Here is a 25,364-nt window from a genome sequence, read left to right as displayed (position 1 = left end):
AGCAGGATCGGTCCGAGCACCATCGCGGTCTCCGGGATGCCGCCCATGTGCAGTGCGATCATGAGGCCGTCACCAGCGCAATCCCGCCGGCCGTGAAAGCGACCATCGCTGCGAGCATCGGGTACTGCGCCTGCCGCAGTTGCCGCCGCCGGAACAGACCGGCCGCGCGATCGTGCGCGGACACCACCCCGAGTACGTGTCCGAGCACGATCGCGCCGATCTGTACGCCGGCGATCACCCCGGTACCGAGAAACGCGTAGTCGATCCGCATCCCGCTGGTACCGAGCAGGTCCCAGCCGCGGCCGAACGGATCGGTCGCGAGCAGCACACCTTCCTGCCCCTGGAACATCGCGAACGAGAAGTAGTGCGCGACCGCATACCCGATCGCGATCGGGACCAGCGAGTGCACGAACGCACCCGGCAGTCCGGCTCCGCCAACCGCCCCTGGCCGGATGTCCGCCGTACCGGTGGTCCGGGCGGCGAGGACGAAGAGCGCGGTCACGATCGCCACCGCGACGGTCAGGCCTCCCGTGTAAACAACGACATGGTTCAGCTCGGCGGTCCGGCTGGTCCAGGCCGACCAGCGCGAGATCCCGTCGAACGCGGTCGACCCGAGCAGCAGGCATAGCAGCGCGACGATCCCGGACCGCTGCGGCATCGCGGCCAGCCCGGCCAGCGGGTTGCGGATCACCAGCCGGCCGTCGGCCCCGCGACCGAGCGGACTCAACCGAGCCAGGACCTCGGCGTACACCTCGAAGGTGTCGCCGATCCCGAACCACGCCGGTCCGTAAACGATGCCTGCGGCAACATTCAGCACCGCGTAGACCGTGACGAAAGCTGCGACCACGAGCGGTTCGGAGGCGCCCGGGTAGACGAGTTCCAGCCAGAGGAAACCAGCCAGCCCGGCGACCGCCGGCCAGTACGCGATCCGTTCCGGAAGACGCCGGTACGACGTCCGCCGTACCAGGCCCGCGATCGTGCGCAGCGGATTGGCGAGCCGCCAGATCGGACCGAGGAGCAGGGACAGCGGGATGATGCCGACCCAGATCCACACGTACAGCCAGGTCGGCGCCGGGCTCTCCGCGGGAGAGTCGCTGCCGAACCAGGCCGCACCGATCAGCAGACCGAGCGCCAGGAGACCGGCCAGCTTCAGCAACCAGCGCACCGGCCGAGCATCGACCAGACGGGTCAGCCAGGCGAGCGCCGTACCGCCGGTGGTCTCGAAGCGCGGGCGTGACCAGAAGGCCGCGAGCGCGAAGAACGAGACGGCCACCGCGGCGCCGGCCGAGTAGATCGCCAGCCAGAGCGGGACCGGGAGGTCTCCGCGACCGCCGATCCCGTGCAGTGGTACCAGCAGGTCCAGCACGGCGGCCCTCCGATCAGGTATCTGACCGATCGAATGTAACACGCACGATGTCACATAGCGAGGGTCTGGTATTCGTCCGCATCGAAGCGCCGGGTGAGCTGCCGGAACCGGAAGGTGAAGGACGGCCAGAGCGTGGTGTTGCGACCCTGGGCGTCGAGGTACCAGCTCGTGCAGCCGCCCCGGGTCCAGATGGTGTTCTTCATCGAGGTCCGGACGCCGTCGACGAACGCGCGCTGCACCTCCGGCCGGACCTCGACCTCACGCAGACCCTTGGCATCGATCTCCCGGAGCGCATCCAGGATGTAGGCGATCTGGGACTCGATCATGAAGACCATCGAGCTGTGGCCGAGGCCGGTGTTCGGGCCGATCAGCAGGAAGAAGTTCGGGAAGCCGGCGACCGCCGTACCGAGGTGGGCCTCCATGCCGTCCGCCCACGCGTCGCGGAGGGAGAGGCCGTCGCGGCCGTGCACCATGTCCATCACCGGGAGGTCGGTGACGCGGAAACCGGTGCCGTAGATGATCGTGTCGACCTCGCGCTTCACGCCCGCGCTGTCAACAATGCCGGTCGGGGTGACCTCGGCGACGCCGTCGGTGATCACGTCGACGTTCGGGCGGGCGAGGGCCGGGTAGTAGTCGTCGGAGATCAGGACACGCTTGCAGCCGAGGGTGAAGTCGGGTGTCACCTTGGCGCGCAGCTTCGGGTCGCGAATCTGGTGCTGGAGATGCTTCTCGGCGACCTTCTGCGCCTGCTTCATGATCGCGGGCAGCTTGGCGAAGCCGAGCACCATCGACTCGCGACCCCAGTAGATCGCGGCCCGAACCGCCTTCTGCACAAGGGGAAACCGGCGATAGACGGCCTTCTCCGTCGCGCTGATCTTGCGGTCCGGCCGCGGCATCACCCACGGCGGCGTCCGCTGGAACAGATGCAGCTCCTCGACCTCCGGCTGGATCGCCGGGACGAACTGGATCGCCGAGGCGCCGGTGCCGATGACGGCGACCTTGCGGCCGGCCAGATCGAGATCGTGGTTCCAGCGCGCGGAGTGGAAGACCTCGCCCTCGAAGTCCTCGATCCCGGGCAGCTTCGGGACGGACGGCTCGGCCAGCGGACCCATCCCGGACAGCATGAACTGGGCGACGAAATCACCCTGGTCGGTGCGGATCCGCCACTCGCCGTCCTCCCAGTTCGCGGACTCGACGGTGTGACCGAACCGGATGTGCCGGCGAACGTCGTACCGATCGGTGACGTCGCGGAGGTACTGCTCGATCTCGGGCTGCGGGGAGAACGTCGACGACCACTCGGGATTCGGCGCGAAGGAGAACGAGTACAGATGGGACGGTACGTCGCAGCGGCAGCCCGGGTAGGTGTTGTCCCGCCAGGTGCCACCGACGTCGTTCGCGCGCTCCAGTACGACGAAGTCGTCGTACCCGGCCTGCTTGAGGCGGACCGCCATCCCGATCCCCGCGAACCCGGTGCCGATCACCACGATCCGGTGCTTGTTCTCCATGCCGGCCTCCTCCGCTGAACTGACACCGCCGGAACTTACTCCCAGTAAGTTACTCGGAGTCAGTTACGCTGTGCAAGTGACGTCCACCACTGAGCAGCCTCCGAAGCGACGACGTGACCGGGCCGCCCGCGAGCGCGAGATCCTCGCCGCCGCCGAGCGGATCTTCGGCGAACGCGGCTACCAGGGCACCTCGATGGACGACATCGCCGCCGCGGTCGGCGTCTCGAAACCGCTGATCTACCAGTACTACGGCTCCAAGGACGGACTGTTCCTCGCCTGCCTGGCCCGCCTCCGCGCCCAGCTCCTGGAGACCGTCTCGGACGCCGTGATGGCCGCGACCGATGTCGAGAACGCGCTCTACGCCGGTTTCGTCGCCTGGTTCCAGTTCCTCGACGAGCACCCACAGGCCTGGTCGGTCCTGATCGACGAAGGCATGCTCGCCACCGGCCCGATGGCCGCCACCACCGAAGAGGTTCGCAATGCCTTCGTCGAACTGATCGCCGCGATGGTCCGCCTGAACCTCCCGCCGAGCCGCCCGACGGACGACGCCGAGATCGAGATCCTCGCCCACTCCATCTCCGGCGCCACCGAACGCCTCGCCATCTGGCGCACCCGCACCCCGAATCCCCCCACCCCGCAAAAAGTCGCCCGAACCCTCAAAGACCTCCTCTGGCAAGGCCTCGACACCCTCAGCAAAAGCTGAGCCGGCAAGCGTTGTCCTGACCCGGTACCGCTTTCCCTGCAGGGTTTTCCGGGGGCGGCGAGAATGCGCATTCTCGGAGGCCGCGACGCCTTGACGCGACTGTCTTGACGCTGGAAACTAACGGCACTTCGGTCAGATCTTTACTTATCTTCGCCTTCGCAACAACCGCCCCCGGAAGGTGCTGAGTCGACCGTTCGCTGGCTGCTGCCCGGGGGTCCCCTCCGAAAGGACACCGCCCCCATGAAGTTTTCCCGAAGTCGCCTTGCGATCGCAGCGCTCGCCCTGGTCACCGGCACGGCCGGGCTGATCGGCACCACCGTCTCCGCACCGGAGGCCGAGGCCGCGCCGGCGGCTACCACCGCGGCCGAGGCTTTGCCGCCCGGATTCAAGAGTGTCGGTTACATGCCTTCCTGGTCGGGCAGCGTCACCGCGATCCAGTACAGCAAGCTCACCCACATCAACTACTCGTTCGCGCTGCCGAACTCCAACGGTTCGCTGCAGGCCATCCCCGATCCCGGGAAGCTGAACCAGCTGGTCAGCCTCGCGCATCAGAACGGCGTCAAGGTGTCGCTGGCCATCGGTGGCTGGAACAACGGCAACGACTCCGCGTTCGAGCAGCTGGCCACGAACTCCGGCTCCCGGACCACCTTCGTGAACGCCGTCATGGGCGCCATCAACCAGTACAACCTGGACGGCGTCGACATCGACTGGGAGTACCCGGATCCGGGTGTCTCGGGCGACCGCTTCACGCTGCTGATGCAGCAGCTGAGCACCACGTTGCACAACAACGGCAAGCTGCTCACCGCGGCCGTCGTCTCCGAAGGCGGTACGGCGAACGGCGTCCAGCCGGCCGTCTTCGCCGCCGTCGACTGGCTGAACATCATGGCGTACGACGGCGGCAGCCCGCACGCCAACTACGACTGGTCGATCGGCGCAGCGAACTTCTGGAAGAACCGTGGTCTACCGAAGGCCAAGACCGTGCTCGGCGTTCCGTTCTACAGCCGGCCGACGTACGTCGCCTACAAGGACATCGTCGCGGCGAACCCAGCCAACGCGAACGTGGACTGCTACAACAACGGCGGTCAGCAGTGCTACAACGGCATCCCGACCATCAAGCGTAAGACCCAATGGGCAGTCGCGAACGCCGGCGGCATCATGAACTGGGAGCTGTCCCAGGACGCCACCGGCAGCCTCTCCCTGCTCAGCGCCATCTTCGACGCGGCCGGTGGCACCCAGAACCCGCCGACCGGTAAGACCGGTCAGATCAAGGGCATCGCCGGCAAGTGCGTAGATGTTGCTGGCGGCAACAGTGCGAACGGCACCGCCGTACAGCTGTGGGGTTGTGGCACCGGCGCCGGCCAGACCTGGACAGTCAGCACCGACGGCACGATCCGTGCCCTCGGCAAGTGCTTGGACGTCGCCGCGGCCGGTACCGCCAACGGCACCGTCACCCAGCTGTACGACTGCAACGGCACCGGCGCCCAGAGCTGGCAGGCCCAGAGCAACGGCAACCTCCGCAACCCCAACTCCGGCCGCTGCCTCGATGCCACCGGCCAGAGCTCGGCCGATGGCACCCGGCTGCAGATCTGGGACTGCGCAGCAACCGCCAACCAGATCTGGACTCTCCCGGCCTGACCTCGCTCAGGGTAGGCGGGTCAGCCGCCCTTCCGGGGTGATCTTGATGCTGACCCGCTGGGCGCCGACGACGAGATCCAGTACGACGTTGGCGCCCGCCGGCCGGGTTGTGTAACTGACCTGATCCGCTGCCGCCGCCGGCACGATGGCCGAGAGAATCCGCGCGTCCTGTCCCGTGTGCGTGAACTTGACGACCGGTGCCGGCAACACCGTGAAGATGTCCTTGAAGAACCAGCCCTGCGGCGGATTCTCACGACCTTCCTCAACAGTCGTCGTACCGGCCTCGCCGCCGATCGGAATGTGCAGGAGATGCGTCCGGACGGCAGCTCCCGGCTTTCCCGCAACAGCCGTCGTGGGCGACGTGACGTCGACCTTCTGCCCCGGCGCCAGATGCCACAGCGTCTCGTACCGCTGCGGACTGGACGACGCACCCCGGTCCAGCGTGATCACCAGGTCAGGATCCTTGAGAACAAGGACATCCCGCGTCCGGTCGACTCCCTCAGCGGGCCGATCCGACAACTGGAAGTAGTCCGAGTTCGGCGTACTCACCGAACCCACCAGCCGGGTCACCGGGCTCTTGGCCGTGGCGGTCGGGATCGTCATCTGGTTGTGCGCGGCCGGCCCCTTGGCCCACTCCTGCCGAGCCTGCGCCTGATGACCGCCGTACCCGGGATCGATCAGGATGTCGTGTCCCTTCCAGTTGTAGGTGATCGCGGTGTGGTCCTCGTGACCGTGCCACCGGCGCGCAACCCCGAAACGGAGCGAGTACGTCGACTCCTCGGCGAACGGCCGCTTCTCACCCCACCCCGTCCGCCCGAACACGTATCCCGCCTTGTAGATCGCCGTCCGGAGCTGCGGCTTCTTCCCCTTCTTGCCCTGGGTGGCGACGTACTCCATCGGCGTACCGGGAACGTTGGGCAGCTTCTGCTGACCGGTGTTGCCGATCTGATGCAGGTACCCGGTCGCGGTGGTCGCCGTGGCCAGCCACTCCCCCAGAGCCTGCCGACGGGTCTCGATCGCCGGGCCGGGATTCACCCCGCAGTCGCGCAGGCGATCCGCGGCGCGTCCCCACAGCCGGTAGTTGAAGTCCGCGTACCCGACCGCCTGCTCGTTGGTCGACCCTTCCTCGTCGAGCGCGGTCCGCACCCCTTTGTTCAGCCGCTGCGCAGCGAGCTTCATCAGGTCCTTCCGCCCGTACGTACATCCCACGCCGAGCAACGCGATGCTCTGATCGGTCCCGTGGTTGTGCGCGCCACTCCAGTTGTCGATCAGATACCGGGCGTGCGTCATCAGCGCCTCGTCGAGCCACTTGTACTGCGCCGGTAGCGTCTTCGCCTTCAGCTGCGTCAGCAGTGACTGCCGCACACAGATCAGCACGTTCGTCCGGTGCATCGTCGACTCCGACGCACTCGTGTTGCGCTTCCACGAGAACGGGTTGTCCCGCACCCAGTCCCGCACGATCGCGAGCACCCGCTCGGTCGCCTTCGGGTCACCGGCCTTGATCGCGTGCACGCCGTTGCCCAGCCAGCGCAGGGAATGCAACCACAAGTGCCAGCTCAGGTTCTGATAGGGATCGGAGTCCCACTTGATATCGCCGGCTCCGTTCCCCACCTGGTACGGCGCAGTGTTGCCCCAGGCAAACGTATCGTTCATCAACGCGGGCAGCGGCACCTTCTTCTCGATCCCACTGAACCCCTGACACGGATACCCGGGCACGCCCGCCGCCGGTGCCGACATCGGCAGATCGATCATCGTGATCGAGTCGATCTCCTTACCAGACTCAGGTTTCGCCATCATCCTCGGCACCACCACCGCAGTCCCGCACACCACTACGCACACAACACCCAGCCCCACGGCCTTCGCCCGAACGCCCATCGTTGCCGCCTCCGCATCCGTCGCCGTGCAGGCAAAACGGGTCCGCGGAACCGAACCGTTGCATCAAACCCTCAGGTGGAGCTAGTGATCCGGAACCAAGCGTCCGACCTCCAGCCCTCGCGCAGTATCAAGCGTCGGTAAGGACAGGTAGTAGTCATATACGTAGACCCGCGCTCCCGCCTGTCTCCGGTCGCACCGGCCCGCCGCACCCCACCACTACGTGTTCTTACCGACGTTGCCCCTGATCGGGACCCTGAGAAGCGACCCTGGGATGCGGCTGACGGATGTCATGGACGGGTGGTGACGGCTGGTCGAGGGATGACAAGCGCCGCGGCAGCAGGCTTCCGGGTATGACGACAACTACTGCGGTCAGCCTCATGGGCGTGACCAAGAAGTATGGGGCGGTGCAAGCTGTCGCTGGGGTGGATCTGAGCATCCGGGCCGGCGAGGTGGTTGCACTGCTGGGGCCGAACGGGGCCGGCAAGTCGACCACGATCGAGATGCTGCTCGGGCTCGTGCGGCCGGACCAGGGCAGCGTGCAGGTGTACGGCGGGTCTCCGGAGGAGGCGATCGCCAAGGGGCAGGTCGGGGTGATGCTGCAGAGTGGCGGGATCATCGAGGACGCCAAGGTCGGCGAACTGCTGAACCTGGTGGCCGGCCTGCACAGCAAGCCGATGCCGGTGCAGGAAGCGCTCGACCGGGCCGGGATCGCCGACCTGTCCGGCCGCACGATGAAGGGGTTGTCGGGCGGTCAGAAGCAGCGGGTGCGGTTCGCGATGGCGATCATCCCGCAGCCTGATCTGATCGTGCTGGACGAACCCACGACCGGCATGGATGTCGAGTCCCGCCGCGACTTCTGGGCGTCGATGCACGCCGAGACGGCCCGCGGCCGAACTGTCCTGTTCGCAACCCACTACCTCGAAGAAGCCGACTCGTACGCCGACCGCGTGGTGCTGATGCGCAACGGGAAGATCGTTGCCGACGGCACCGCTGCCCAGATCAAGGCGAGCGTTTCCGGCCGCAGGATCCGGGCCACCGTCCCCGGTGCCAACGTGACCGCACTCGCCGCCCTGCCCGGCGTCCGCACAGTCGAGACCCGAGGCGACGTCCTACTGCTGCAGTGTGCGGACTCCGACAACACCCTGCGCTATCTCCTCAGCAATACCCCCGCCCACGACATCGAAGTGACATCGGCCGACCTCGAGGACGCCGTACTCGCAATCAGCGACGGCAGCGCATTTCAAGGGGAGGAGAGCCTCGCATGAACCGCAACTACCTGATGTTCGACATCCGCCGCACGCTGCGGAACAAGCGAGTGCTGATCTTCGCGATCCTGATGCCGCTGGTGCTGTTCGCGGTCTTCGGCCTGAACATTCCCAAGGACGCGACCGAGGGCGGAATCTCCGCGATCGCCTATGTGATGGTCAGTATGGCGATGTTCGGCTCGATGTCGGCCGCGATGAGCAGCGGCGGCGTGATCGCGGCCGAACGTGACGGCGGCTGGAACCGGACCCTGCGCCTCACCCCACTGAAGCCACAGGCCTACGTGATCAGCAAGGTGATCCTGTCGCTGCTGGTCGCCGTACCGCCGCTGCTGGTGGTCTTCGTCTTCGGGATGACCGTCGGCGATGTCCACCTCAGTGCCGGCCAGTGGATCACGGTCGCGCTCGTCTCGTGGCTCGGCGCCCTGCCGTTCGCCGCGCTCGGGCTGGTCATCGGGTACGTCGCCAAGCCGGACAGCGTGCAGCCGATCACCGGACTGGCGACCATGCTGATCGCAGCGTTCGGTGGACTGTGGTTCCCGGTCGAACAGATGCCGTCGGCGATGAAACACATCGCGCAGCTGACCCCGGCGTACTGGACCGGACTGACCTCGCGCAGCGCCCTGACCGCGGGTGGGGTCGACACCCAGGCGCTGCTGGTGGTTCTCGGCTGGACCGTGGTGCTCGGCTTCATCGCGCTGCGCCGGTTCCGTGCCGACACCGCGCGGGCCTGATCGCATACCGTGAGCTTCATGAATCGCACCCTGCCGGCCGCACTGGCCACCGGAGATCGGCCGCCCGGCCGGTGGGGCTGGCTCGCGGTCGGCATCTGGCTGTTCTACCTCGCGCAGCCGCTGACCGAGATCTGGCAGACCCAGCACGGGGTCGTTCGCATCCTCGGTCTGCTCAACCTGGTCGCCTTCGGCGTCGCCTATCTCGGCTTCTTCGGTGTCCTGCGCTGGCAGGAGTTCCGGAGCGATGCCTCACCGCTGTGGCACCGGCTGGGCTTCCTCGGCCTCATGCTGACCCTGACCCTGCTACTGATCCCGACCGCCGGCCAGACCGCACTCACCTGCGTGGTCTACATCGCGGCGACGGCGGTCATCTCACTCAGCCCGCAACTCGGTGTGGCGATCGTGCTCCTGCTGCTCGGCAGCGTCGAGCTGGCGATGCGCGTCGTACCGGGTTGGACGGATGACGGAAGCTACGGGTTCGCGATCTTCCTAGGTGCGCTGGCCGTGTTCGGGATGCGGCGTGCGATGCAGCGTGGTTCGGAGCTGCAGCGGGCGCGCGAGGACATGGCCAAGCTCGCTGTGCAGGAGGAGCGGAACCGGTTCGCACGCGACCTGCACGACATCCTCGGCCACTCTTTGACCGTGATCACGGTGAAGGCCGAGCTGGCCGGACGGCTGATCCAGGTCAACCCGGAGAAGGCCGCGGCCGAGGTCGCCGATGTCGAGAGCCTCGCTCGGGCCGCCCTTGGCGATGTCCGGGCCGCCGTCGCCGGTTACCGCGAGCTGAGCCTGGCCGGTGAGCTCGTCTCGGCCCGGACCGCGTTGCAGGCGGCCGAGATCAAGGCCGACCTCCCGACCACCATGGACGAGGTCCCGGAGGAGAACCGCGAACTCTTCGCCTGGGTGGTCCGCGAAGGTGTCACGAACGTCATCCGGCACTCCGGCGCCAAACGCTGCACGATCAAACTCTCCGCCCGCCAGATCGAGGTCCTCGACGACGGCAAGGGCCCCGGCGGCACCACCTCCGGCCACGGCCTGCTCGGCCTCCGCGAGCGAGCCGACCAGGCCGGCGCCGCCCTCCAGGTAGGCGAGTCCCCCGACGGCGGCTTCCGCCTAGCTGCAAAGGTTGGTCCGTGAGTATTCGACTTCTCATTGCCGACGATCAGGCCCTCGTCCGTGGGGCCCTCGCTGCGTTGCTGGATCTCGAGCCGGATCTCGAGGTGGTGTCCGAGGTCGGGCGCGGGGACGAGGTGGTCGCCGCAGCCAAAGCCAGTACGCCGGATGTCGCGCTGCTGGACGTGGAGATGCCCGGGCTCGACGGGATCGAGGCCGCAGCCGCCCTGCGCGCCGCCGTACCGGGTGTTCGCATCCTGATGGTCACCACCTTCGGCCGCCCCGGCTACCTGCGCCGCGCAGTGCAGGCCGGCGCCGCCGGCTTCGTCGTCAAAGACACCCCCGCCGCCCAACTGGCCGACGCCGTCCGACGGGTCCACCAAGGCCTCCGCGTCGTCGACCCCTCACTGGCCGCCGAGACCCTGGTAGCCGGCACCAGCCCGCTCACCGGCCGCGAATCCGACGTCCTCCGAGCAGCCCGCGAAGGTGGCACCGTCGCCGACATCGCCAAAGAACTTCACCTCTCCGAAGGCACGGTCCGCAACCACCTCTCCGCCGCCATCGGCAAAACCGGCGCCCGAACCCGAGCCGAAGCCGCCCGCATCGCCCTCGACAACGGCTGGCTCTGATGCGCCTGCTGAACGTCATCGACGTCGAGGCGACCTGCTGGGAAGGCGAACCGCCGCCGGGGATGGACAACGAGATCATCGAGATCGGGCTGGCCACGATCGAGGTGGACAGCTGGCGGCGCGTCGGGAAGCATCAGATTCTGGTGCGCCCGGAACGCTCCGAGATCAGCCCGTTCTGCACCGAGCTCACTGGCCTGACCGCCGACGTGGTCAGCACCGGAGTCAGCTTCGCCGAAGCCTGCGAGCTGCTGACCAGCCAGTACGGCGCGGCGGAGCGCGTGTGGATGAGTTGGGGCGACTACGACCGCAAGCAGTTCGAGCGCCAGTGCGAGGCGACCGGGGTCGGCTATCCCTTTGGTCCGGTGCATGTGAATGCGAAAGCGCGTTTCGCCGAGGTCCGTGGGACGAAGCGGCGGCCGGGGATGTCTCGCGCACTGGAACTGGCCGGATTGCCGCTCGAGGGAAGGCATCATTCTGGGATGGATGACGCGTGGAACATCGCCGCGCTCATCGTCCAACTCTCGGCGGAAAGCTTCCCCGAGGTCTGAGCGCGCACTAGCGTGGGTCTCCGGGAGGAACCATGTCGATCGAGCAGTTCAGTGTGCGGGGGCGGCTGGCGGATACCGGTGAGGGGATCACGGGTGACGAGCTGCAGCTGGCGGCACGTAATCATGGGATTCCGCTGGAGGCGCTGCGGTACGACGTGACGCCGGCCGGGCTGCATTACGTGCTGGTGCATTACGACATCCCGGCCGCGAGTGCAGCGACGTGGCGGCTGGAGGTTGACGGGTGTGTCGAGCAGCCGATGTCGTTCGGGCTGACCGAACTGCGCGCGATGGGTCGTCGTACCGTGCGGGTGACGTTGGAGTGCGCGGGTAACGGGCGGGCGTCGTTGCAGCCGCGGCCGATCAGCCAGCCGTGGCTGAATGAAGCAGTCGGTACGGCGGAATGGACCGGCGTGCTGTTGTCCGACCTGCTGCAGAATGCGGGGATCCGTTCGGACGCCGTCGATGTCGTCTTCACCGGCGCGGATCACGGGGTCGAGCGTGGGGTCGAGCAGGACTACCAGCGTGGATTGTCGGTCGGCGAGGCACTCAACTCCGGGGCGATCATCGCCTGGGAGATGAACGGCGATCCGCTGCCGCCGCAACACGGGTATCCGCTGCGCCTCGTCGTACCGGGGTGGTACGGGATGGCCAGCGTGAAGTGGTTGCGATCGATCGAGCTGATCGACCACGAGTTCGACGGCTTCCAGAATGCGGTTGCCTACCGCATCCGTCAGGAGGCAGGTGAGCTCGGGACCGCGATCACCCGGATCGAACCGCGCGCTCTCCTTGTCCCGCCTGGCTTCCCCGACTTCATGAGCCGGCACCGGTTCGTTGCCGCAGGCACCGTCACGCTCGAGGGCAAGGCCTGGTCGGGCTGGGCGCCGATCGAGCGGGTCGAGGTGAGCACCGACGCCGGCGTCACCTGGCACTCCGCGAAACTCGATGCCGCTGGCAACGATGCGTTCGCCTGGCGGTCTTTCAGCCACGACTGGGAAGCTACTCCGGGCGAGCATGTGCTCACCGTCCGCGCCGTCGACAGCAGTGGCCGTGAGCAACCAATCGAGGCTCCGTGGAACCGCGGCGGCTTCGCCAACAACAGCGCGCAACGGATCACGGTCCTGGTCAGCTGACCGCGTGTCGCTGGCGGCATCCGCCGTACCAGCAGCACATCCTGGAGAGGTACACGGTTCTCACTCCAGGAGTGATGATGCGGTGAACGAGTCGGACGAGCAACTGCACCTGCACGCGCGGATCTTCCGTACGTCGGACGAGTGGTACGCGGACATCGACGACGGACTGTTCCCCCAACCCGACAACCCGCTGTGGTGCGGTTCCTATGCCAGCCAGCGGGCCGCGATCGACGCCGCCTGCTCCCGGATCGCCGCCATGCACCGACGACGACCGGCCGTTCGCGACGACCAGGCGTCCTAAAGCCGGGTATTGCAACACCTCTTTCGAAAGAGTACTTTCGATGCATGGACGAGCGGACTCAGCGGCGGATCAGTGATGCCCGGACACTCCGGGCGATCGCGCATCCGGTGCGGATCGCGATCATGGAGCAGCTCACGATCAACGGGGCGATGACGGCGACCGAGGTCGGCGACCGGCTCGACGAGACACCGGCGAACTGTTCCTGGCACCTGCGCAAGCTCGCGGAGTACGGGTTCGTCGAGGAGGCCCCGGGCGGTACCGGCCGGCAGCGTCCCTGGCAGGTCACCCACCTCGGGATGACGTGGGGTGACGAGGGGGACGGTCCGCAGGGGGCTGACCTGCAGTTGGCCGGGCAGGCGCTGACCGAGGTGCTGGTTGCCCGGGAGGTCGACCGGTTGCGGGAGAGTCAGGCCCGAGCCGCCGATGAGCCCGCCGCATGGCGTGCCGCGGCCACCAGCACGCAGTCGATGATGTGGCTGACTGCCGAGGAACTCGAGGCTGCGAACCAGGCTGTCCGCGACGCCCTGATGAAGCATTTCGACCGGCACCAGGATCCCGCGCTCCGTCCGCCGGGATCCCGTCTGTGCGCGTTCCTCGCCTGGGGCGTCCCGACGTACGGCCTGGCGGACCCGACTCCTTCCGCCGAGTGAGGTACTCCGATGCGCGCAATGTTCGCCCAGCCCGCGTTCCGCCGGTTGTTCGCCGGGATGTCGACGTCGATGTTCGGCGACTCGGTGATGCTGCTCGTCCTGAGCATGTGGGTGAAGAGCCTGACCGGCTCCAACGCCCAAGCCGGCCTGACTTTCTTCTGGATGGTCGTGCCGACCTTCCTCGCACCGCTCTTCGGCCTGTACGTCGATCGGCTGCCGCCGCGCCGCGTCCTGGCCTGGGGCAGCCTGGCCTCGGCGATCGCCGTACTGCCGCTCACCCTGGTCCGCGACGCGGGTGACGTCTGGATCGTCTGGGGTGTCGCGTTCCTCTACGGCATCTCGATGATCGTCCTGCCGGCCGCGCTGAACGGACTGCTCAAGGAGATCGTCAGCGACGAGCAACTGGTCTCGGCCAACTCGTCACTGCAGACGGTCAAGGAAGGCTTCCGGCTGATCGGCCCGATCATCGGCGCCGGTTTGTTCGCATGGATCGGCGGCTGGGCTGTCGCTCTCGTCGACGCCGCATCGTTCCTGGCCGCCGCGATCATCATCGGATCGATGACCCTGCCGGACCGCAAACCCGAACGCGCCGAAGGCAACTGGCTGCACGAACTGAGCGGCGGCATCAAGCACCTCTGGTCCGACCGCATCCTGCGGCACACCCTGGTCGGCCTCGGCCTCCTACTGCTCGTCCTCGGCTTCACCGAAGCCTCGATCTACGCGATCGTCGACGTCTTCGGCAAACCGGTCGAGTTCGTCAGCGTCATCGTCACGATCCAAGGCATCGGCGCCCTGCTCGGCGGTCTGTCCGCGACCTGGTGGGTACGCAGGATCGGCGAGGTCGGCACGTTCGCCGTCGGCGCCCTGGCTCTGGCGGCCTCCCTCGCCGTCATCGCAGCCACCGAGAGCCTGCCGATCTTCCTGTTCGACGTCCCGCTCCTCGGCTACGCCATCCCCCTGATCATCGTCTCCTTCATGACCCTGATCCAGCGCCGTACCCCACTCCGCCTGATGGGCCGCGTCTCCACCGCCGCCGAGGTCGTCATGGGCAGCCCCCAAGCCATCAGCCTCGCCCTCGGCGCCATGCTCGTCTCGATCATCAGCTACCACCTGATCTTCGGGCTGATGGCAATCGTCATCACCGGCGCGGTCGTCTACCTGGCAGTGATGCTCCGCGGCCAACTACTCCGCCCGGTCCCCGCCGTACAAGAGCCCTCACCCGAAGGCGATCGTCAGGCCCAACCCGAGCATCAGCAGGGTTAGGACCACGCCCAGCAGATAAGCCCACCACGGCGTCCGCCAGTCCACTCCGGCGGCCAGCACGTACGACGGATCGCTCGGATCGACCACCACATTCACCCGATCACCGACCCGCGGGAGGGGATCCAGCTCATCCCCTCCGGACAGCTCCACCGGCACACCATCGCCCGGTCGCGCGACCTTCACGATCATGTCGTCGTACGTCGACCAGCGGTCCTCCTCCACCGCCACCGACACCACCTCCGCCGATTGCACCGGCCCGGCAGCAACCAACCGCTGGTCGTCGCGGGCGGAGCTGATCCCCACCGGAAGGATCGCCAACGAACCCACCGCGATCGGCAGCCCGACCACGATCCGCAGGCCACGAAGTACCCGGTCCCGTACCGGATGCGCATTGGCAGCCCGCTCGACGCGCCGGATCTCCAGGCGCTTCCACCAATCCGCACGCTCCACCAGCCAGCGCGCCGGGTAGCACAGACCACCGGCGATGGCCGCGCAGAGCATCGGGCCGTCGTAGAGGAAGTTCGGCCGAGTCAACCAACTGGCGAGGTAGAGCAAACCAGCGACCAAGTTGAAGAACACCAGCAGGATGACGAGCTGCCAGCCGTGGAGGTTCCCATCGTCGCCCTCGCTCATCGCATCATCATGCGGGATGGACGCCGGGTGGCGCTGGCTGGTTCCGCACCGGATGGGCGCGGTACCGGCGATCTGTGGAAGCAAACTTGCAGCTACTGGCCACGAGGCTCCACAAAGGCGGTCCGTGCAGGACTCGACCCGCCGTCGCCTGAAACCTGGCCGTTGCAGGAGGGCAGGGTCCTCCGCACGAGCCGGTGCGACGTTGAGCACGGTTCAACCGTTGCGGTGGGTACCGGATGGTTGGTGGAGGCTCAAAGTCACTCTCGCTCCGCATGTTCCCCGAATCCGTCGCGGATCCTCCCCAAACCGGTTTGGGGAGGAGCTTCGGCGGGGCGGGCTGTGGGTTCCCCGTGTCGTCCGACAGGACCTAGTGGTTGCTATTCGGGTTCGTTGTGGGCGTTGCCGCCTACTACGTACGGGGTGGTGTAGCCGGCGTACATGAGGTGGGTCATCAGGCCTTCGGAGGCGTGCGGGAGGTTGTGGCAGTGGTCCATCCAGACGCCGGGGTTGTCGGCGCGGAAGGCGATCTCGTAGGTCTCGTTGTTGCCGACCTCGAGGGTGTCGGTCCACCAGGGTGAGCCAGTGGAGGCGACGCCGTTGCGGGTCAGTACGACGGCGTGGTGGCCGTGCAGGTGCATCGGATGTGCTTGGCCGCTGGTGTTGCTGATCGTCATCCGGACAATGTCGCCCTCGGCAACCATGTACATCGGTACGTCGGGAAACTTGTGCCCGTTGATCGTCCACCACAACCCCGGCATGCCGTCCAGGAACCCGGGCCGCCTGCCGATCCGGTACTCGAACCGCCGGTCGGCCTTCGCGGAGTCGAACCCGATCGGCTGAGCCGTTCCGTAGCTCAACAGGTCGACCGTCTCCCCCGGCAACTCGGCGCTCGGCGGATCCACCGGGCCGATCCCGAGCGACAGCGCCGCCGTACCAGCGACGAACCGCATCCCACCCGCCGGCACCACGGCCTCGAGGTCGACCCGACCGCCTGCGGCCAGCGCATAAGCCTTGAGCACGGGCCTCGGTCCGTTCACCTCACGCCCGTCGACCGCAACCACCTTGTAAGGCGTTCCTGTCAGCCCGACCCGGAGAATCGCGTTGTCGGTGTTGATCACCCGCACCCGCGCCGTCGTCCCGGCCGGCAGGTCGACGCGCTGGGAACCCGTCTGCCCGTTGATCGTCCGCTTGCCGTCGTACGTGTGGATCGTGGCCAGCACCTCACCAGGTGTCTTCGGCGCAATCACGATCGGGCCGAACAACCCACCCTTCACCTCATCACTCGACACCTGATGCGAGTGATACCAGTAGGTCCCGGCATCATCCGCGCGGAAGCGATAGACGTGCCGCCCACCGATCGGTACGGCGTCCTGCGTGACCCCGGCGACCCCGTCCTCCGCGTTCGGTACGTCGATGCCGTGCCAATGCAGAGTCGCGCCGTCCGGGACCGATTCGTTGACCAGTGTCACCTGAACGAGATCACCGCTCTCGGCTCGGATCAGTGGTCCCGGTGAGCTCCCGTTCACCGTGTACCCGGCCAGCCCCTTCTTCTCCTTGCGCGCAACGAGCGTGACCTCTCTCAATACCTTCCCCGCCCCACCACCCCGGTCAAGATCCGGCGTACCGGTCTTCGGGCCGGTGAGATCGGCGATGCTCAGTTGGTGGTGCTCATGGCCGCCGGCGGCTCCACCGCCGTAGTCGGCGTACCCCATGTCGGCTGCGTTGTAGGTGCCGGGGACCAGACTGGTCGCCCAGAGATAGCCCAGCGGTACGAGTACCGCCATGACGATCCCCAGGGCGACCAGCCGACCCCTTCGACGCCGTGGCTTGTAGTCAGCCCCGGCGCCCGACACCGGCCCCTCAGCCACTGGTCGCAGGCTGCCGCGGCGTGGCGGCTCGCCCGATTGCGGTCCCGGCCATGGCACCGATCGCCAGCCCGTTGAGCCCGTGCAGTACACCCAACGCCGGCAAGCCGAACGAAACTATCGCCAGCACGAACTGCACCACCACCAGGCCGAGGATGGCCCCGGCCAGCACCCGGCCCCGCGGCACGTCGGTCAGGAACGAAACCACCAGCAGGATCAGCGCCAGCAGCCCGATCGCCGTCCCGGCGATGGAGTGGTAGCTCTGCCCGAAGTTGCTGTAGTCGGCCCCGATCGCGGCGCCGTCGGTCGCATCCTTCGCCACGGTGAACCCGGCCAGCGCGATCGACGCCACCTGCAACCCGACCGCGAGCGCGATCAGCATCGCGACCACTCGATAGACGTTCCTCATGCCATCCGCCGCTTCCGGTACACGATCACGCCGGCCACGATCGCCGCGATCAGCAACACCGGCGGATGCCCGCCGGCCACCGTGCAGGCCACGGCCGCCAGCAGCACAATCGCGCCGAGCGCCATCAGGACCGGCAGCGGGATCTTCCCGAACGGTCCCTTGGCAGCCCACTCCGGCCGCCGACCCCGCCCACGCGGCGGTCCCGCCGGCCCAGCGCTCTGCTGCTGCGCACTCTCCTGCCGCTGACTCGGCAGGTCCACGAACACGTCGCCCAGTTCAGCCGCGGTCTTGGCACGCAAGGCAGCCTCGACGCGCTCGCCGTGCTCCTCCGCACTCAGCCGCCCAGCCTCGTAGTGCTCACCCAACCGCCGAACTGCCTCTTCCCGCTCGGCGTCCCCAATACGGATCGGTCCCTCGTCGTTCATGACACTCCTCGATGCTCGCAGTTGTTCAACTGCACCGATCGTGTCGCGACAGCACCCCCTCCCGCGTCGCCCAGGCGGCGGCACCTCAGCTACCCCCGCAGGCGCACCACACCCCACAAGACGCAGTACGCCGTACTCCCCACGGAGTACGGCGTACCGGGGCCATCCCCTAGTTGCCGGCCCTCAGGCGTTGGCCGAGAGGATCTGGTTCACGTCGTCGTTCGCCTTGGCCAGCGACGCCGGCTCCGCCTCGAACGACATCACCGCGTCCATCGCCGGGGTCATGACGGCGGTGACATCGGCCGCGTTCGGATTGGCCGGGAACGGGAAGACGTCACCCGCCTCGACGGTCTCCAGGAACGGTGTCACGTCCCAGCCGTTCTCCGCGAACTTCGCCTTGGCCGCCGGCAGGCTCGCCGACACCGCCGGGAACACCACGCCGGCCTTGGCGACGATGTCCTGCGCGGTCTGCGACCCCAGGAACTTCACCCAGGCCCAGGACGCGTCCCGCCGGGTGGTCCCGGCCCAGATCGTGTCCGCGAGCCCGTTCATCATCGACAGCCGCTTGCCGATCGGGCCGATCGGCAGCCGGGCCAGCTTGGTCTTGACGCCCTTCAGCGTCTGGTAGGTGCCCAGCATCCAGGAACCGTTCGGGGTCATCCCGTACTTCCCCGCACCGAACGAGGTCGTCACGTCGACCCCGGACTTGGCCTGCGCGTACGTCGGCATGTACCCCTTGGTGATGAGCCCACGCCACCACCCGATGGTCTCGGTGAACTTCGGGTCGCCGTAGAAGAACTTCGTCCCCCACGGTTCGCCCTCGGAGTACTTCCACCCGTTCGACGCGGCGTACCAGCTCCAGCTGGTCTGGCCGTCCGCTCCGCCGGCATCGCCGTACCCGAGTCCGTAGACCTTGATGTTGTTCTTGTCGAACCCCGGCTGGTCGCCGCGACGGCCCTTCGAGTCGACGGTGAGGCGCCGGACGATCTGCTCGAACGTGCCGCCGTCGGAAGGGTTCCACGTCATCGAGTTGAGCTGCTCGGGCGTGATCCCGGCCGCCTCGGTGAACGCGCTGTTGTAGAAGTACACCTCCGAGTCGAAGTCCTTCGGCAGTCCATATCGCTTGCCGTCGGCACCGATCCAGCGATCGGCCAGACCCTTCTGATAGATGCCCAGGTCAACGGCATCCTTGGTGACGAACTCGTCGAGCGCCAGCACCTGCCCCTTGTCCGCGAACAGCGGGTACTTCGCGGAGTGCGAGGTGAACACGTCCGGTGCGGTCTCGGAGATGAACCCGGTGACCAGTTTCGACCAGTAGTCGTCCCAGCCGTACTGCTCGATCTTCACGCTGTACTGGGGATTCTGTTCGCGGAAGACCCTTGCACACTCGGTGTACATCGGCAGCTGTGCCGCGTCCCAGAGCCAGTAGATGACTTCGCCCGGACCACGCGCCGCGGCCCCGTTGTTACAAGCAGCAAGTGACGGTACGGCGAGCGCGGCGAGCCCGGCCTTCAGCAAGGTCCTGCGGGACACGTTCATCATTTGATCCCCGAGAAGCCGATGGAGTTGGTGATGCGCTTGGCGAAGGCCAGGAACAGGATGATCATCGGCAACGCCGCGATCAGGGTGGCTGCCATCAGACCGGCCCAGTCCGGGCCGCCTTGGGGCGTCTGCGAGCGGAAGACTCCGAGGGCGACGGTGAGCACGCGGACGTTCTCCTGCTGACCGACCAGCAGTGGCCAGAAGTAGTCGTTCCAGGAGTTGATGTAGGTCAGGATCGCCAGCGTCGCGATCGGCGCGGCGCTCAGCGGGATGATCATCCCGAAGAAGATCCGCGGATGCCCGGCCCCGTCGATCATCGCGGCCTCTTCGAGTTCACGGCTGATGCTGAGGAAGAACTGGCGCAGGAAGAAGATCGCGAACGGCGTCATGAACGCCCCCGGCAGGATGATGCCGGCGAAGCTGTTCAGCAGGCCGAGGTTCTTGATCAGCACGAAGTTCGGCAGCGTGGTGAAGATCGGCGGCACCATCAGCGCGGCCAGGAAGACGGCGAACACCTTGTCCCGGCCGGGCCAGCGCAACCGGGCGAACGCGTACGCCGCCATCGCGCTGAAGAAGACCTGGCAGACCGTGGTGATCGTTGCCACCACCACCGAGTTGCGCAGGTACAGCCAGAAGTTGACCGAGGCACCGGATCCACCTTGGGCCTGGGCCTCCTCGATCGTCGACAACCCGAGCACCCGCTTGAAGGCGCCGAGCGTGGTCTCCACGGGGAGCAGCGAGCTCGGGTTCCCGGCCAGCGCGGTGTTGTTTGAGAGCGCCGTACGGAGCATCCAGTAGAAGGGGAACAGCGTCAGGAGCAGCAGGATGATCAGGAACGCCCAGGCGAGGATCCTGCCCACAGAGAGTTGCTTTCTCACGCGAGATCACTCTCCTTGGCGCGGAGCAGCCGGATCTGCAGCAGCGAGACGATCGCCAGGATCACGAACAGCACCATCGCCATCGCGGACGCGTAGCCGAAGTCGAAGCGGGTGAACGCGCGCTCGAAGATGTAGTAGTAGATGACCCGGGTCGAGTTGATCGGGCCGCCCCGGGTGGTCACGGCGACCGTGTCGAAGATCTGGAACGAGCCGATCATGGTGACCACCAGGACCATCACCAGAACGGGACGCAACAGCGGCAGCGTGATCCGCCAGAACGTCTTCATCTCCCCCGCGCCGTCCACCTCGGCGGCCTCGTAGACGTACGCCGGGATCGTCTGCAAGCCCGCGAACACCAGGAGCGCGGTGTAGCCCATGTGCCGCCAGACGTTGATCCCGGCGATCGTCGGGATGGCCCAGTTCGACTCGCCGAAGAACGCGATCGGGTCGATGCCGAGCCAGGTCAGGCCCTGGTTCACGATGCCGACCTGGAAGTCGAGCATCCAGTACCAGACCAGCGCGACGACCACGTTCGCCACCAGGTAGGGCAGCAGGATCGCGGCCCGGACGGTGATGGACCGGGTCAGCCGGTACATCACCATCGCGATGGCCACGGCCAGAACGGTCTGGACGCCGATGTTGATCACGACGTACTCGAGGGTGACGACGAGCGCGTTCCAGAAGAAGCTGTCGTGGATCATCCGGTCGTAGTTGTCGAGGCCGTTGAACTTCGGTGCCTCAAGCAACGAGTACTCGGTGAAGCTCAGGTAGGCGCCGCGCAGGGTCGGCCAGATGTAGAAGACCACGAACCCGATGGTCGCCGGCAGGAGGAAGATCATGGCGACCTTGAGATCTCCCAGGCGCCGTCGCTTCGGTGGCGGCGGCGCCTGTCCCCCGTGACTTCGCTCGTTAGGTGGTGCGTTCGTTACTGCAGTCACAGGGGGATCTCCTTCTGTAGATCGGCTGCGGGATCAGTCGATCGCGGTCACGTCCAGTAAGAGCGCGTGCTCGGGCCACTGCACCGGGAGCTGCACGCCGGCCGCGGCGAGCGCCGTACCGTTCAGCTCGACAGGCTCGGTCCAGGCAGGCAGCGAGCGGGGTTCCGGACCCGGTGTCACGATCCGGCTCACGCGGTAGGTGCGCTGCGGGTCGAGGCCCGGCAGCCGGACCCGGCCGACGGCCGAGGTGACGGATTGCGTCAGCTGGACGGCGGCGTACACGGCGCGGGAGGCGTCCTGGGCGACCACACCATGCAGCAGGAAATCGTTCGGACCACGGTCGGCGCGAACCACCCGGCCAGTGTGCAGCAGCGGCCGGAGTTCCTTGTGCAGTGCGACCCATCCGGCGAGTTCGGTCCGCTCCTCCTCGGAGGCGAGCGTGATGTCCCACTCGATACCGAAGTGCCCGAAGAGCGCGGTGATCGCGCGGAACGACAGCGCCTGGGTGCGGCCGGTGGTGTGCGCCTTCGGCGGGCCGACGTGGCAGCCGATCAGCTCCGGCGGCAGCAGCAACTGCGTGTACCGCTGGATCGTCTGCCGCTCGAGCGCGTCGTTGCTGTCACTGCCCCAAACGCGGTCCGTACGCTCGAGGATCCCGAGGTCGACCCGGGCGCCACCGGACGAGCAGGACTCGATCTCCAGGCCGGGGTGCCGGCGCTTCAGTTCGTCGATCAACCGGTAGACGGCCAACGTCTGCTCGTGGATCCCCGCCGTACCGGTCTGTTGGTTGCCGCCGTCAACGAAGTCGCGGTTGTGGTCCCACTTCAGGTACGCGATGTCGTACTCGGTCAGCAGGCTGTCGAGCCGTTCGAGGATGTAGTCGTACGCAGCCGGTACGCCGAGGTTCAGCCCCTGCTGGTGACGCGCGGTCGGCGGGAACCGGTTGCCGGTGGCAAGGATCCAGTCCGGGTGCTCCCGGGCCAGATCGGAGTCCGGGTTCACCATCTCCGGTTCGACCCAGAGGCCGAACTGCAGTCCGAGTCCGCGCACGTGGTCGACCAACGGGTGCAGACCCTTCGGCCAGATGCCCTCGTCGACGTACCAGTCACCAAGTCCGGCGTGGTCGTCACGACGGCCACGGAACCAGCCGTCATCAAGCACGAACCGCTCGGCGCCGACCTCGGCGGCCGCGTTCGCCAGACCCTTCAGCTTGTCCAGGTCGAGGTCGAAGTAGACGGCCTCCCAGGTGTTCAGGACGACGGGCCGGTCGGTCTGCGGGTGGTTCTCGCGGGACCGCAGGTACTCGTGGAAGCGGGTCGAGATCCGGTCGAGGCCAACGCCGTACGTGCCGTAGAGCCAGGGGGTGCTGTAGGTGCCCTGCGGCTGGAGACGACCCTCACCCGGCAGCAGCAGTTCGCCACCACCGATGACGGCGTACCCGCTCATGCCGCGCTCGGCGTACGAGCGGTGGTTGCCGCTCCATGCGGTGTGCACGGCCCAGATCTCGCCGTCCTGGAAGCCGAAGCCCTCGGTCCCGGCCAGCAGCAACAGCGTCGCGTCGGCGCCGGTGCGCCCGCGGCGGTTGTCGCGGACGTGCGCGCCCTGCGTGAACGCGTGCCGCTGCGGGTGCCGCTCACCGATGTGCCGGCCCGTCAGGTCGAGCAGTTCGGTCGCCTCGGTCGGCACCGGCAGGGCCAGGACGAGACCATCAACCGTGTACGGCGTCGCGCCCGTGTTCGTGAGATCCGCCTTGGCGCGGACCAGCCCGGAGTCGGTCAGCTCGACGGTCAGGCGGATCGTCAGCCCGGCCTCGGTGTCGGCGGCATCGACGACCACGGTGTTGTCCGTCTGCGCGACGCTGGTGATCCGGAAGCTCGCCGAGAAGTCCTGCCCGTCCCGGTGCCCGCTCAGCCCCGGCAGCCCGAACCAGCCGGCCGAATACTCCGGCACGATCGCGATCGGCCGATTCTCGTCCAGCCCGTTCCCGTCCTGAACCGCACCCGCACCCCGGCGCAGCTCCAACAGTGCCCGCTCGCTCAGCTCACCCAGATCCGCGCCCCAGTGCAGCACAGACGGTAAGGCCGGCCCCGAGCAGTCCAGCACCAAACTGACCCCGGCAGCCCGTAGCTGCAGCACCTCAATGTTCGACACTGTTGATTCACTCTGCTTTCTGATTGATTTCAAGACGAAACTATTTACCCCGCCAGCCTCGATGTCAATGCTTCACGAAGTTAAGTAAGTACCCTAAGCCTCCGCCAGGGTCTCTACAACGCTGCAATCAGCGCGAGAGCCGCACGCGCACCAGGAAGTCGTGCAGCCCGGACTCCGCCGCGGCACTGTCCGGCAGTTGGCTGACAGCCTCTGCCTCATCGAGCGCAGCCTGCAGCGCCTCGATGTCAGCGGTCAGCGTCTCGACCGACGGCCCCTCCAGGGCGCCGTGCTCAGCCTCAGCCTTCGCCGCCATCAGATCCGGCAGGTAGGCCGGCGCCTCGTCGAGCAGCTCCCGCAGATCCGCCTGCACGACGCCGGTCCGCATCAGGTGGATCCCGGTCAGCAGCACCCGGAAGGTGTACAGCAGCGGCTTCAGCTCACCGGTCTTCCCGAAGAACTCCCATTGGGTCTTCGCGAACCCGCGGTAGTGGTGCGCATGCCATTTGGTGATGCAGCCGGCCGCCAACGCGACCAGTTCCTCGTGCTCCGGCGTACTGAGGACAACCAGTGGCGACAGGACCTGCTCCAGCACATAGCCGTTCCGCCGCAACATCAGACGAGCGAACTTCGCCAGGTCGTGGGTGACGAGATCGACCTCGGCTTCGTTCTCGAACCAGGTCCGGTCCAGCGTCTCCGGTCCAGTGCGCAACCCGACCACCTCAGCAGCCGGAAGGACGTGCACGCCGCGCAGGTCGACATCCGAGTCGCGCGACGGGAAGCCGTACAGGTGGGCGCCGGAAACTGTTGCGAAGAGCAACGGGTACGGCTGCTCACCCATGATGTTCCGCAGCTCGGCATAGTCGAGCATCCGCATGTCACGCGTCATCGAGGCTCCTCCTCCGGACCGATCGCAGCCAATCGTCCACCCTTGCCACATCCGGGATTGCGGGGAGGACGGTGTGGCGCAGGGCATCGTCTAGGTCGGCGTGGAGTCCGAGGCGCCACTTCTCCACCTCGTCCCACGGAAGCTCGCCGCGCTTCACGGCGAGCAGGCGCTCGCGGTTGGCGCCGACATCGACAACCAGTTCGGCTTCGAGCAGGAGAGAACGAGCTGAGAGCAGCAGGCGGATCAGGTGCATGACGTGCTTCCACTTCGGCGCGCCGTCGCGGCGGAAGTCCGCCTCCAGCTTCTTGAACTGGCTCAACACATAGCCGGAGTAGGTCTGGTAGGCGAGCTGGGACAGGAACGCCTCGCGCAGCTCAACCAGCTGCTCACCGAGTGCCGTCTGCTGGACGACGAGCGGCGAGTGCAGGACCTCGAGGAGGTTCGGGTTCGCCTTCAGGGCGAGCTCACAGAACCGCTCGACCTCCCACGAGAACCACTCCGGCTCCGGCCCGTCCACGTGCGTCGGCGGCTTCGCCAGCGACCAGAACGACTCGGTCGGCGCGACGTACACCCCGCGGGTGTCCGTGTCCGACGTGTCGGTGTCGAGCCCGAACGCCCGCGACCCGACCACGACCGCATAGATCGTGTGCTCCCGCACCAGCCGGTCCCCATCAGGCTGAGTCAGGTCGAGCGCCTCATCCTGGTACGCCGTCCGCAGGCTCAACTGGTCCCGCCGGGCCACCGTCTCGCGCCCGTCCACCAGCCGAACCACATACCGCCCATCCGCGGTAACTCCGGCAACCCGCCCAGTCGCCCCGCGCTGCGCCGTACCGCCCCGGTCATCGGGCGCGGCCGCCCGGATCACCACCTGCGTCCCCACCGGCAACTGCGGCCCCTCAACAGACATGCCGCCATCCTCCCCC

The 25,364-nt window shown here is 67.2% G+C and carries 24 protein-coding genes; 11 read left to right on the top strand and 13 right to left on the bottom strand.

Features of this window, described 5'->3' with window-relative positions:
• Positions 1–58 precede the first annotated feature (58 nt).
• Together E1261_RS09780 and E1261_RS09775 are read right to left on the bottom strand one after the other, a co-directional pair.
• Positions 59–1,366 (bottom strand): hypothetical protein, encoded by a 1,308-nt coding sequence (locus E1261_RS09780; RefSeq protein WP_238176099.1) that lies wholly within the window; start codon positions 1,364–1,366, stop codon positions 59–61.
• Positions 1,367–1,416: 50 nt separating this feature from the next.
• Positions 1,417–2,871 (bottom strand): flavin-containing monooxygenase, encoded by a 1,455-nt coding sequence (locus E1261_RS09775; RefSeq protein ID WP_132405006.1) that lies wholly within the window; start codon positions 2,869–2,871, stop codon positions 1,417–1,419.
• Between the two features lie 76 nt (positions 2,872–2,947).
• On the opposite strand from E1261_RS09775, the gene E1261_RS09770 reads away from it, so the two are divergent.
• Positions 2,948–3,574, top strand: coding sequence for a TetR/AcrR family transcriptional regulator (locus tag E1261_RS09770; protein ID WP_238176098.1), 627 nt, complete (start codon positions 2,948–2,950; stop codon positions 3,572–3,574).
• Positions 3,575–3,814: 240 nt separating this feature from the next.
• Positions 3,815–5,209, top strand: coding sequence for a glycosyl hydrolase family 18 protein (locus E1261_RS09765; RefSeq protein WP_132405002.1), 1,395 nt, complete (start codon positions 3,815–3,817; stop codon positions 5,207–5,209).
• Between the two features lie 6 nt (positions 5,210–5,215).
• Here E1261_RS09765 and E1261_RS09760 read toward each other — a convergent pair whose 3' ends face one another.
• Positions 5,216–7,006 carry a heparinase II/III domain-containing protein gene (locus E1261_RS09760; protein ID WP_165952438.1) on the bottom strand — a complete coding sequence of 597 codons (1,791 nt, stop codon included), beginning with the start codon at positions 7,004–7,006 and terminating at the stop codon, positions 5,216–5,218.
• Positions 7,007–7,434: 428 nt separating this feature from the next.
• Here E1261_RS09760 and E1261_RS09755 point away from each other — a divergent pair, with 428 nt between their 5' ends.
• The 9 genes from E1261_RS09755 (at position 7,435) to E1261_RS09715 (ending at position 14,714) form a co-directional block, all read left to right on the top strand.
• Positions 7,435–8,349 (top strand): ABC transporter ATP-binding protein, encoded by a 915-nt coding sequence (locus E1261_RS09755; RefSeq protein WP_132404998.1) that lies wholly within the window; start codon positions 7,435–7,437, stop codon positions 8,347–8,349.
• Positions 8,346–9,080, top strand: coding sequence for an ABC transporter permease (locus E1261_RS09750; RefSeq protein ID WP_132404996.1), 735 nt, complete (start codon positions 8,346–8,348; stop codon positions 9,078–9,080). Before E1261_RS09755 ends, E1261_RS09750 begins: the two co-directional genes overlap by 4 nt.
• Positions 9,081–9,098: 18 nt before the next feature.
• On the top strand, positions 9,099–10,217 hold the full coding sequence (locus tag E1261_RS09745; RefSeq protein WP_132404994.1) for a sensor histidine kinase: 1,119 nt from the start codon (positions 9,099–9,101) through the stop codon (positions 10,215–10,217).
• The gene (locus tag E1261_RS09740) at positions 10,214–10,822 is read left to right on the top strand and encodes a response regulator transcription factor (RefSeq protein ID WP_132404992.1); all 609 of its coding nucleotides are present in this window, start codon (positions 10,214–10,216) and stop codon (positions 10,820–10,822) included. Before E1261_RS09745 ends, E1261_RS09740 begins: the two co-directional genes overlap by 4 nt.
• Entirely contained in the window at positions 10,822–11,370 is a 549-nt protein-coding gene (locus E1261_RS09735; protein WP_132404990.1) for a 3'-5' exonuclease, read from the top strand. The genes E1261_RS09740 and E1261_RS09735 overlap by 1 nt, the downstream gene beginning before the upstream one ends.
• Before the next feature lie 32 nt (positions 11,371–11,402).
• Positions 11,403–12,500, top strand: a complete 1,098-nt coding sequence (locus E1261_RS09730; RefSeq protein ID WP_132404988.1) for a sulfite oxidase — start codon at positions 11,403–11,405, stop codon at positions 12,498–12,500.
• A gap of 82 nt (positions 12,501–12,582) precedes the next feature.
• Positions 12,583–12,801: a hypothetical protein gene (locus E1261_RS09725; protein ID WP_132404986.1), complete on the top strand. Its 219-nt coding sequence runs from the start codon at positions 12,583–12,585 to the stop codon at positions 12,799–12,801.
• 44 nt (positions 12,802–12,845) lie between these two features.
• A complete protein-coding gene (locus E1261_RS09720; RefSeq protein WP_132404984.1) occupies positions 12,846–13,451 on the top strand; it encodes a winged helix-turn-helix domain-containing protein in 606 nt (201 codons plus the stop codon).
• A 9-nt stretch (positions 13,452–13,460) separates the two neighbouring features.
• A complete protein-coding gene (locus E1261_RS09715; RefSeq protein WP_132404982.1) occupies positions 13,461–14,714 on the top strand; it encodes an MFS transporter in 1,254 nt (417 codons plus the stop codon).
• On the opposite strand, the gene E1261_RS09710 is transcribed toward E1261_RS09715, so the two are convergent.
• From E1261_RS09710 to E1261_RS09665, 10 genes are all read right to left on the bottom strand, one after another.
• Positions 14,667–15,347: a DUF3592 domain-containing protein gene (locus E1261_RS09710; protein ID WP_132404980.1), complete on the bottom strand. Its 681-nt coding sequence runs from the start codon at positions 15,345–15,347 to the stop codon at positions 14,667–14,669. The two genes, E1261_RS09715 and E1261_RS09710, sit on opposite strands and share 48 nt — an antisense overlap.
• A gap of 377 nt (positions 15,348–15,724) precedes the next feature.
• Complete coding sequence (locus tag E1261_RS09705; RefSeq protein ID WP_238176097.1) at positions 15,725–17,215, bottom strand: multicopper oxidase family protein; 1,491 nt, start codon at positions 17,213–17,215, stop codon at positions 15,725–15,727.
• Positions 17,208–17,621, bottom strand: coding sequence for a hypothetical protein (locus E1261_RS09700; RefSeq protein ID WP_132404978.1), 414 nt, complete (start codon positions 17,619–17,621; stop codon positions 17,208–17,210). Before E1261_RS09700 ends, E1261_RS09705 begins: the two co-directional genes overlap by 8 nt.
• Positions 17,618–18,046 (bottom strand): DUF1707 SHOCT-like domain-containing protein, encoded by a 429-nt coding sequence (locus tag E1261_RS09695; RefSeq protein ID WP_132404976.1) that lies wholly within the window; start codon positions 18,044–18,046, stop codon positions 17,618–17,620. The genes E1261_RS09700 and E1261_RS09695 overlap by 4 nt, the downstream gene beginning before the upstream one ends.
• Before the next feature lie 183 nt (positions 18,047–18,229).
• Positions 18,230–19,585 (bottom strand): ABC transporter substrate-binding protein, encoded by a 1,356-nt coding sequence (locus E1261_RS09690; protein ID WP_132404974.1) that lies wholly within the window; start codon positions 19,583–19,585, stop codon positions 18,230–18,232.
• Positions 19,585–20,466 (bottom strand): carbohydrate ABC transporter permease, encoded by an 882-nt coding sequence (locus E1261_RS09685; RefSeq protein ID WP_132404972.1) that lies wholly within the window; start codon positions 20,464–20,466, stop codon positions 19,585–19,587. The genes E1261_RS09690 and E1261_RS09685 overlap by 1 nt, the downstream gene beginning before the upstream one ends.
• Positions 20,463–21,404, bottom strand: a complete 942-nt coding sequence (locus E1261_RS09680; protein ID WP_238176096.1) for a carbohydrate ABC transporter permease — start codon at positions 21,402–21,404, stop codon at positions 20,463–20,465. Before E1261_RS09680 ends, E1261_RS09685 begins: the two co-directional genes overlap by 4 nt.
• A 33-nt stretch (positions 21,405–21,437) precedes the next feature.
• A complete protein-coding gene (locus E1261_RS09675) occupies positions 21,438–23,555 on the bottom strand; it encodes an alpha-galactosidase (protein ID WP_132404970.1) in 2,118 nt (705 codons plus the stop codon).
• 127 nt (positions 23,556–23,682) lie between these two features.
• A complete protein-coding gene (locus E1261_RS09670) occupies positions 23,683–24,441 on the bottom strand; it encodes a nucleotidyltransferase domain-containing protein (protein WP_238176095.1) in 759 nt (252 codons plus the stop codon).
• Entirely contained in the window at positions 24,431–25,348 is a 918-nt protein-coding gene (locus E1261_RS09665; RefSeq protein WP_132404968.1) for a nucleotidyltransferase domain-containing protein, read from the bottom strand. The genes E1261_RS09670 and E1261_RS09665 overlap by 11 nt, the downstream gene beginning before the upstream one ends.
• Positions 25,349–25,364 lie beyond the last annotated feature (16 nt).

The sequence above is a fragment of the Kribbella albertanoniae genome (genome assembly GCF_004348455.1).
In the GTDB taxonomy this organism is placed as follows: domain Bacteria; phylum Actinomycetota; class Actinomycetes; order Propionibacteriales; family Kribbellaceae; genus Kribbella; species Kribbella albertanoniae.
The sequence above is the reverse complement of the archived record's forward strand: the minus strand, read 5'-3'. Positions and strand labels throughout refer to the sequence as shown.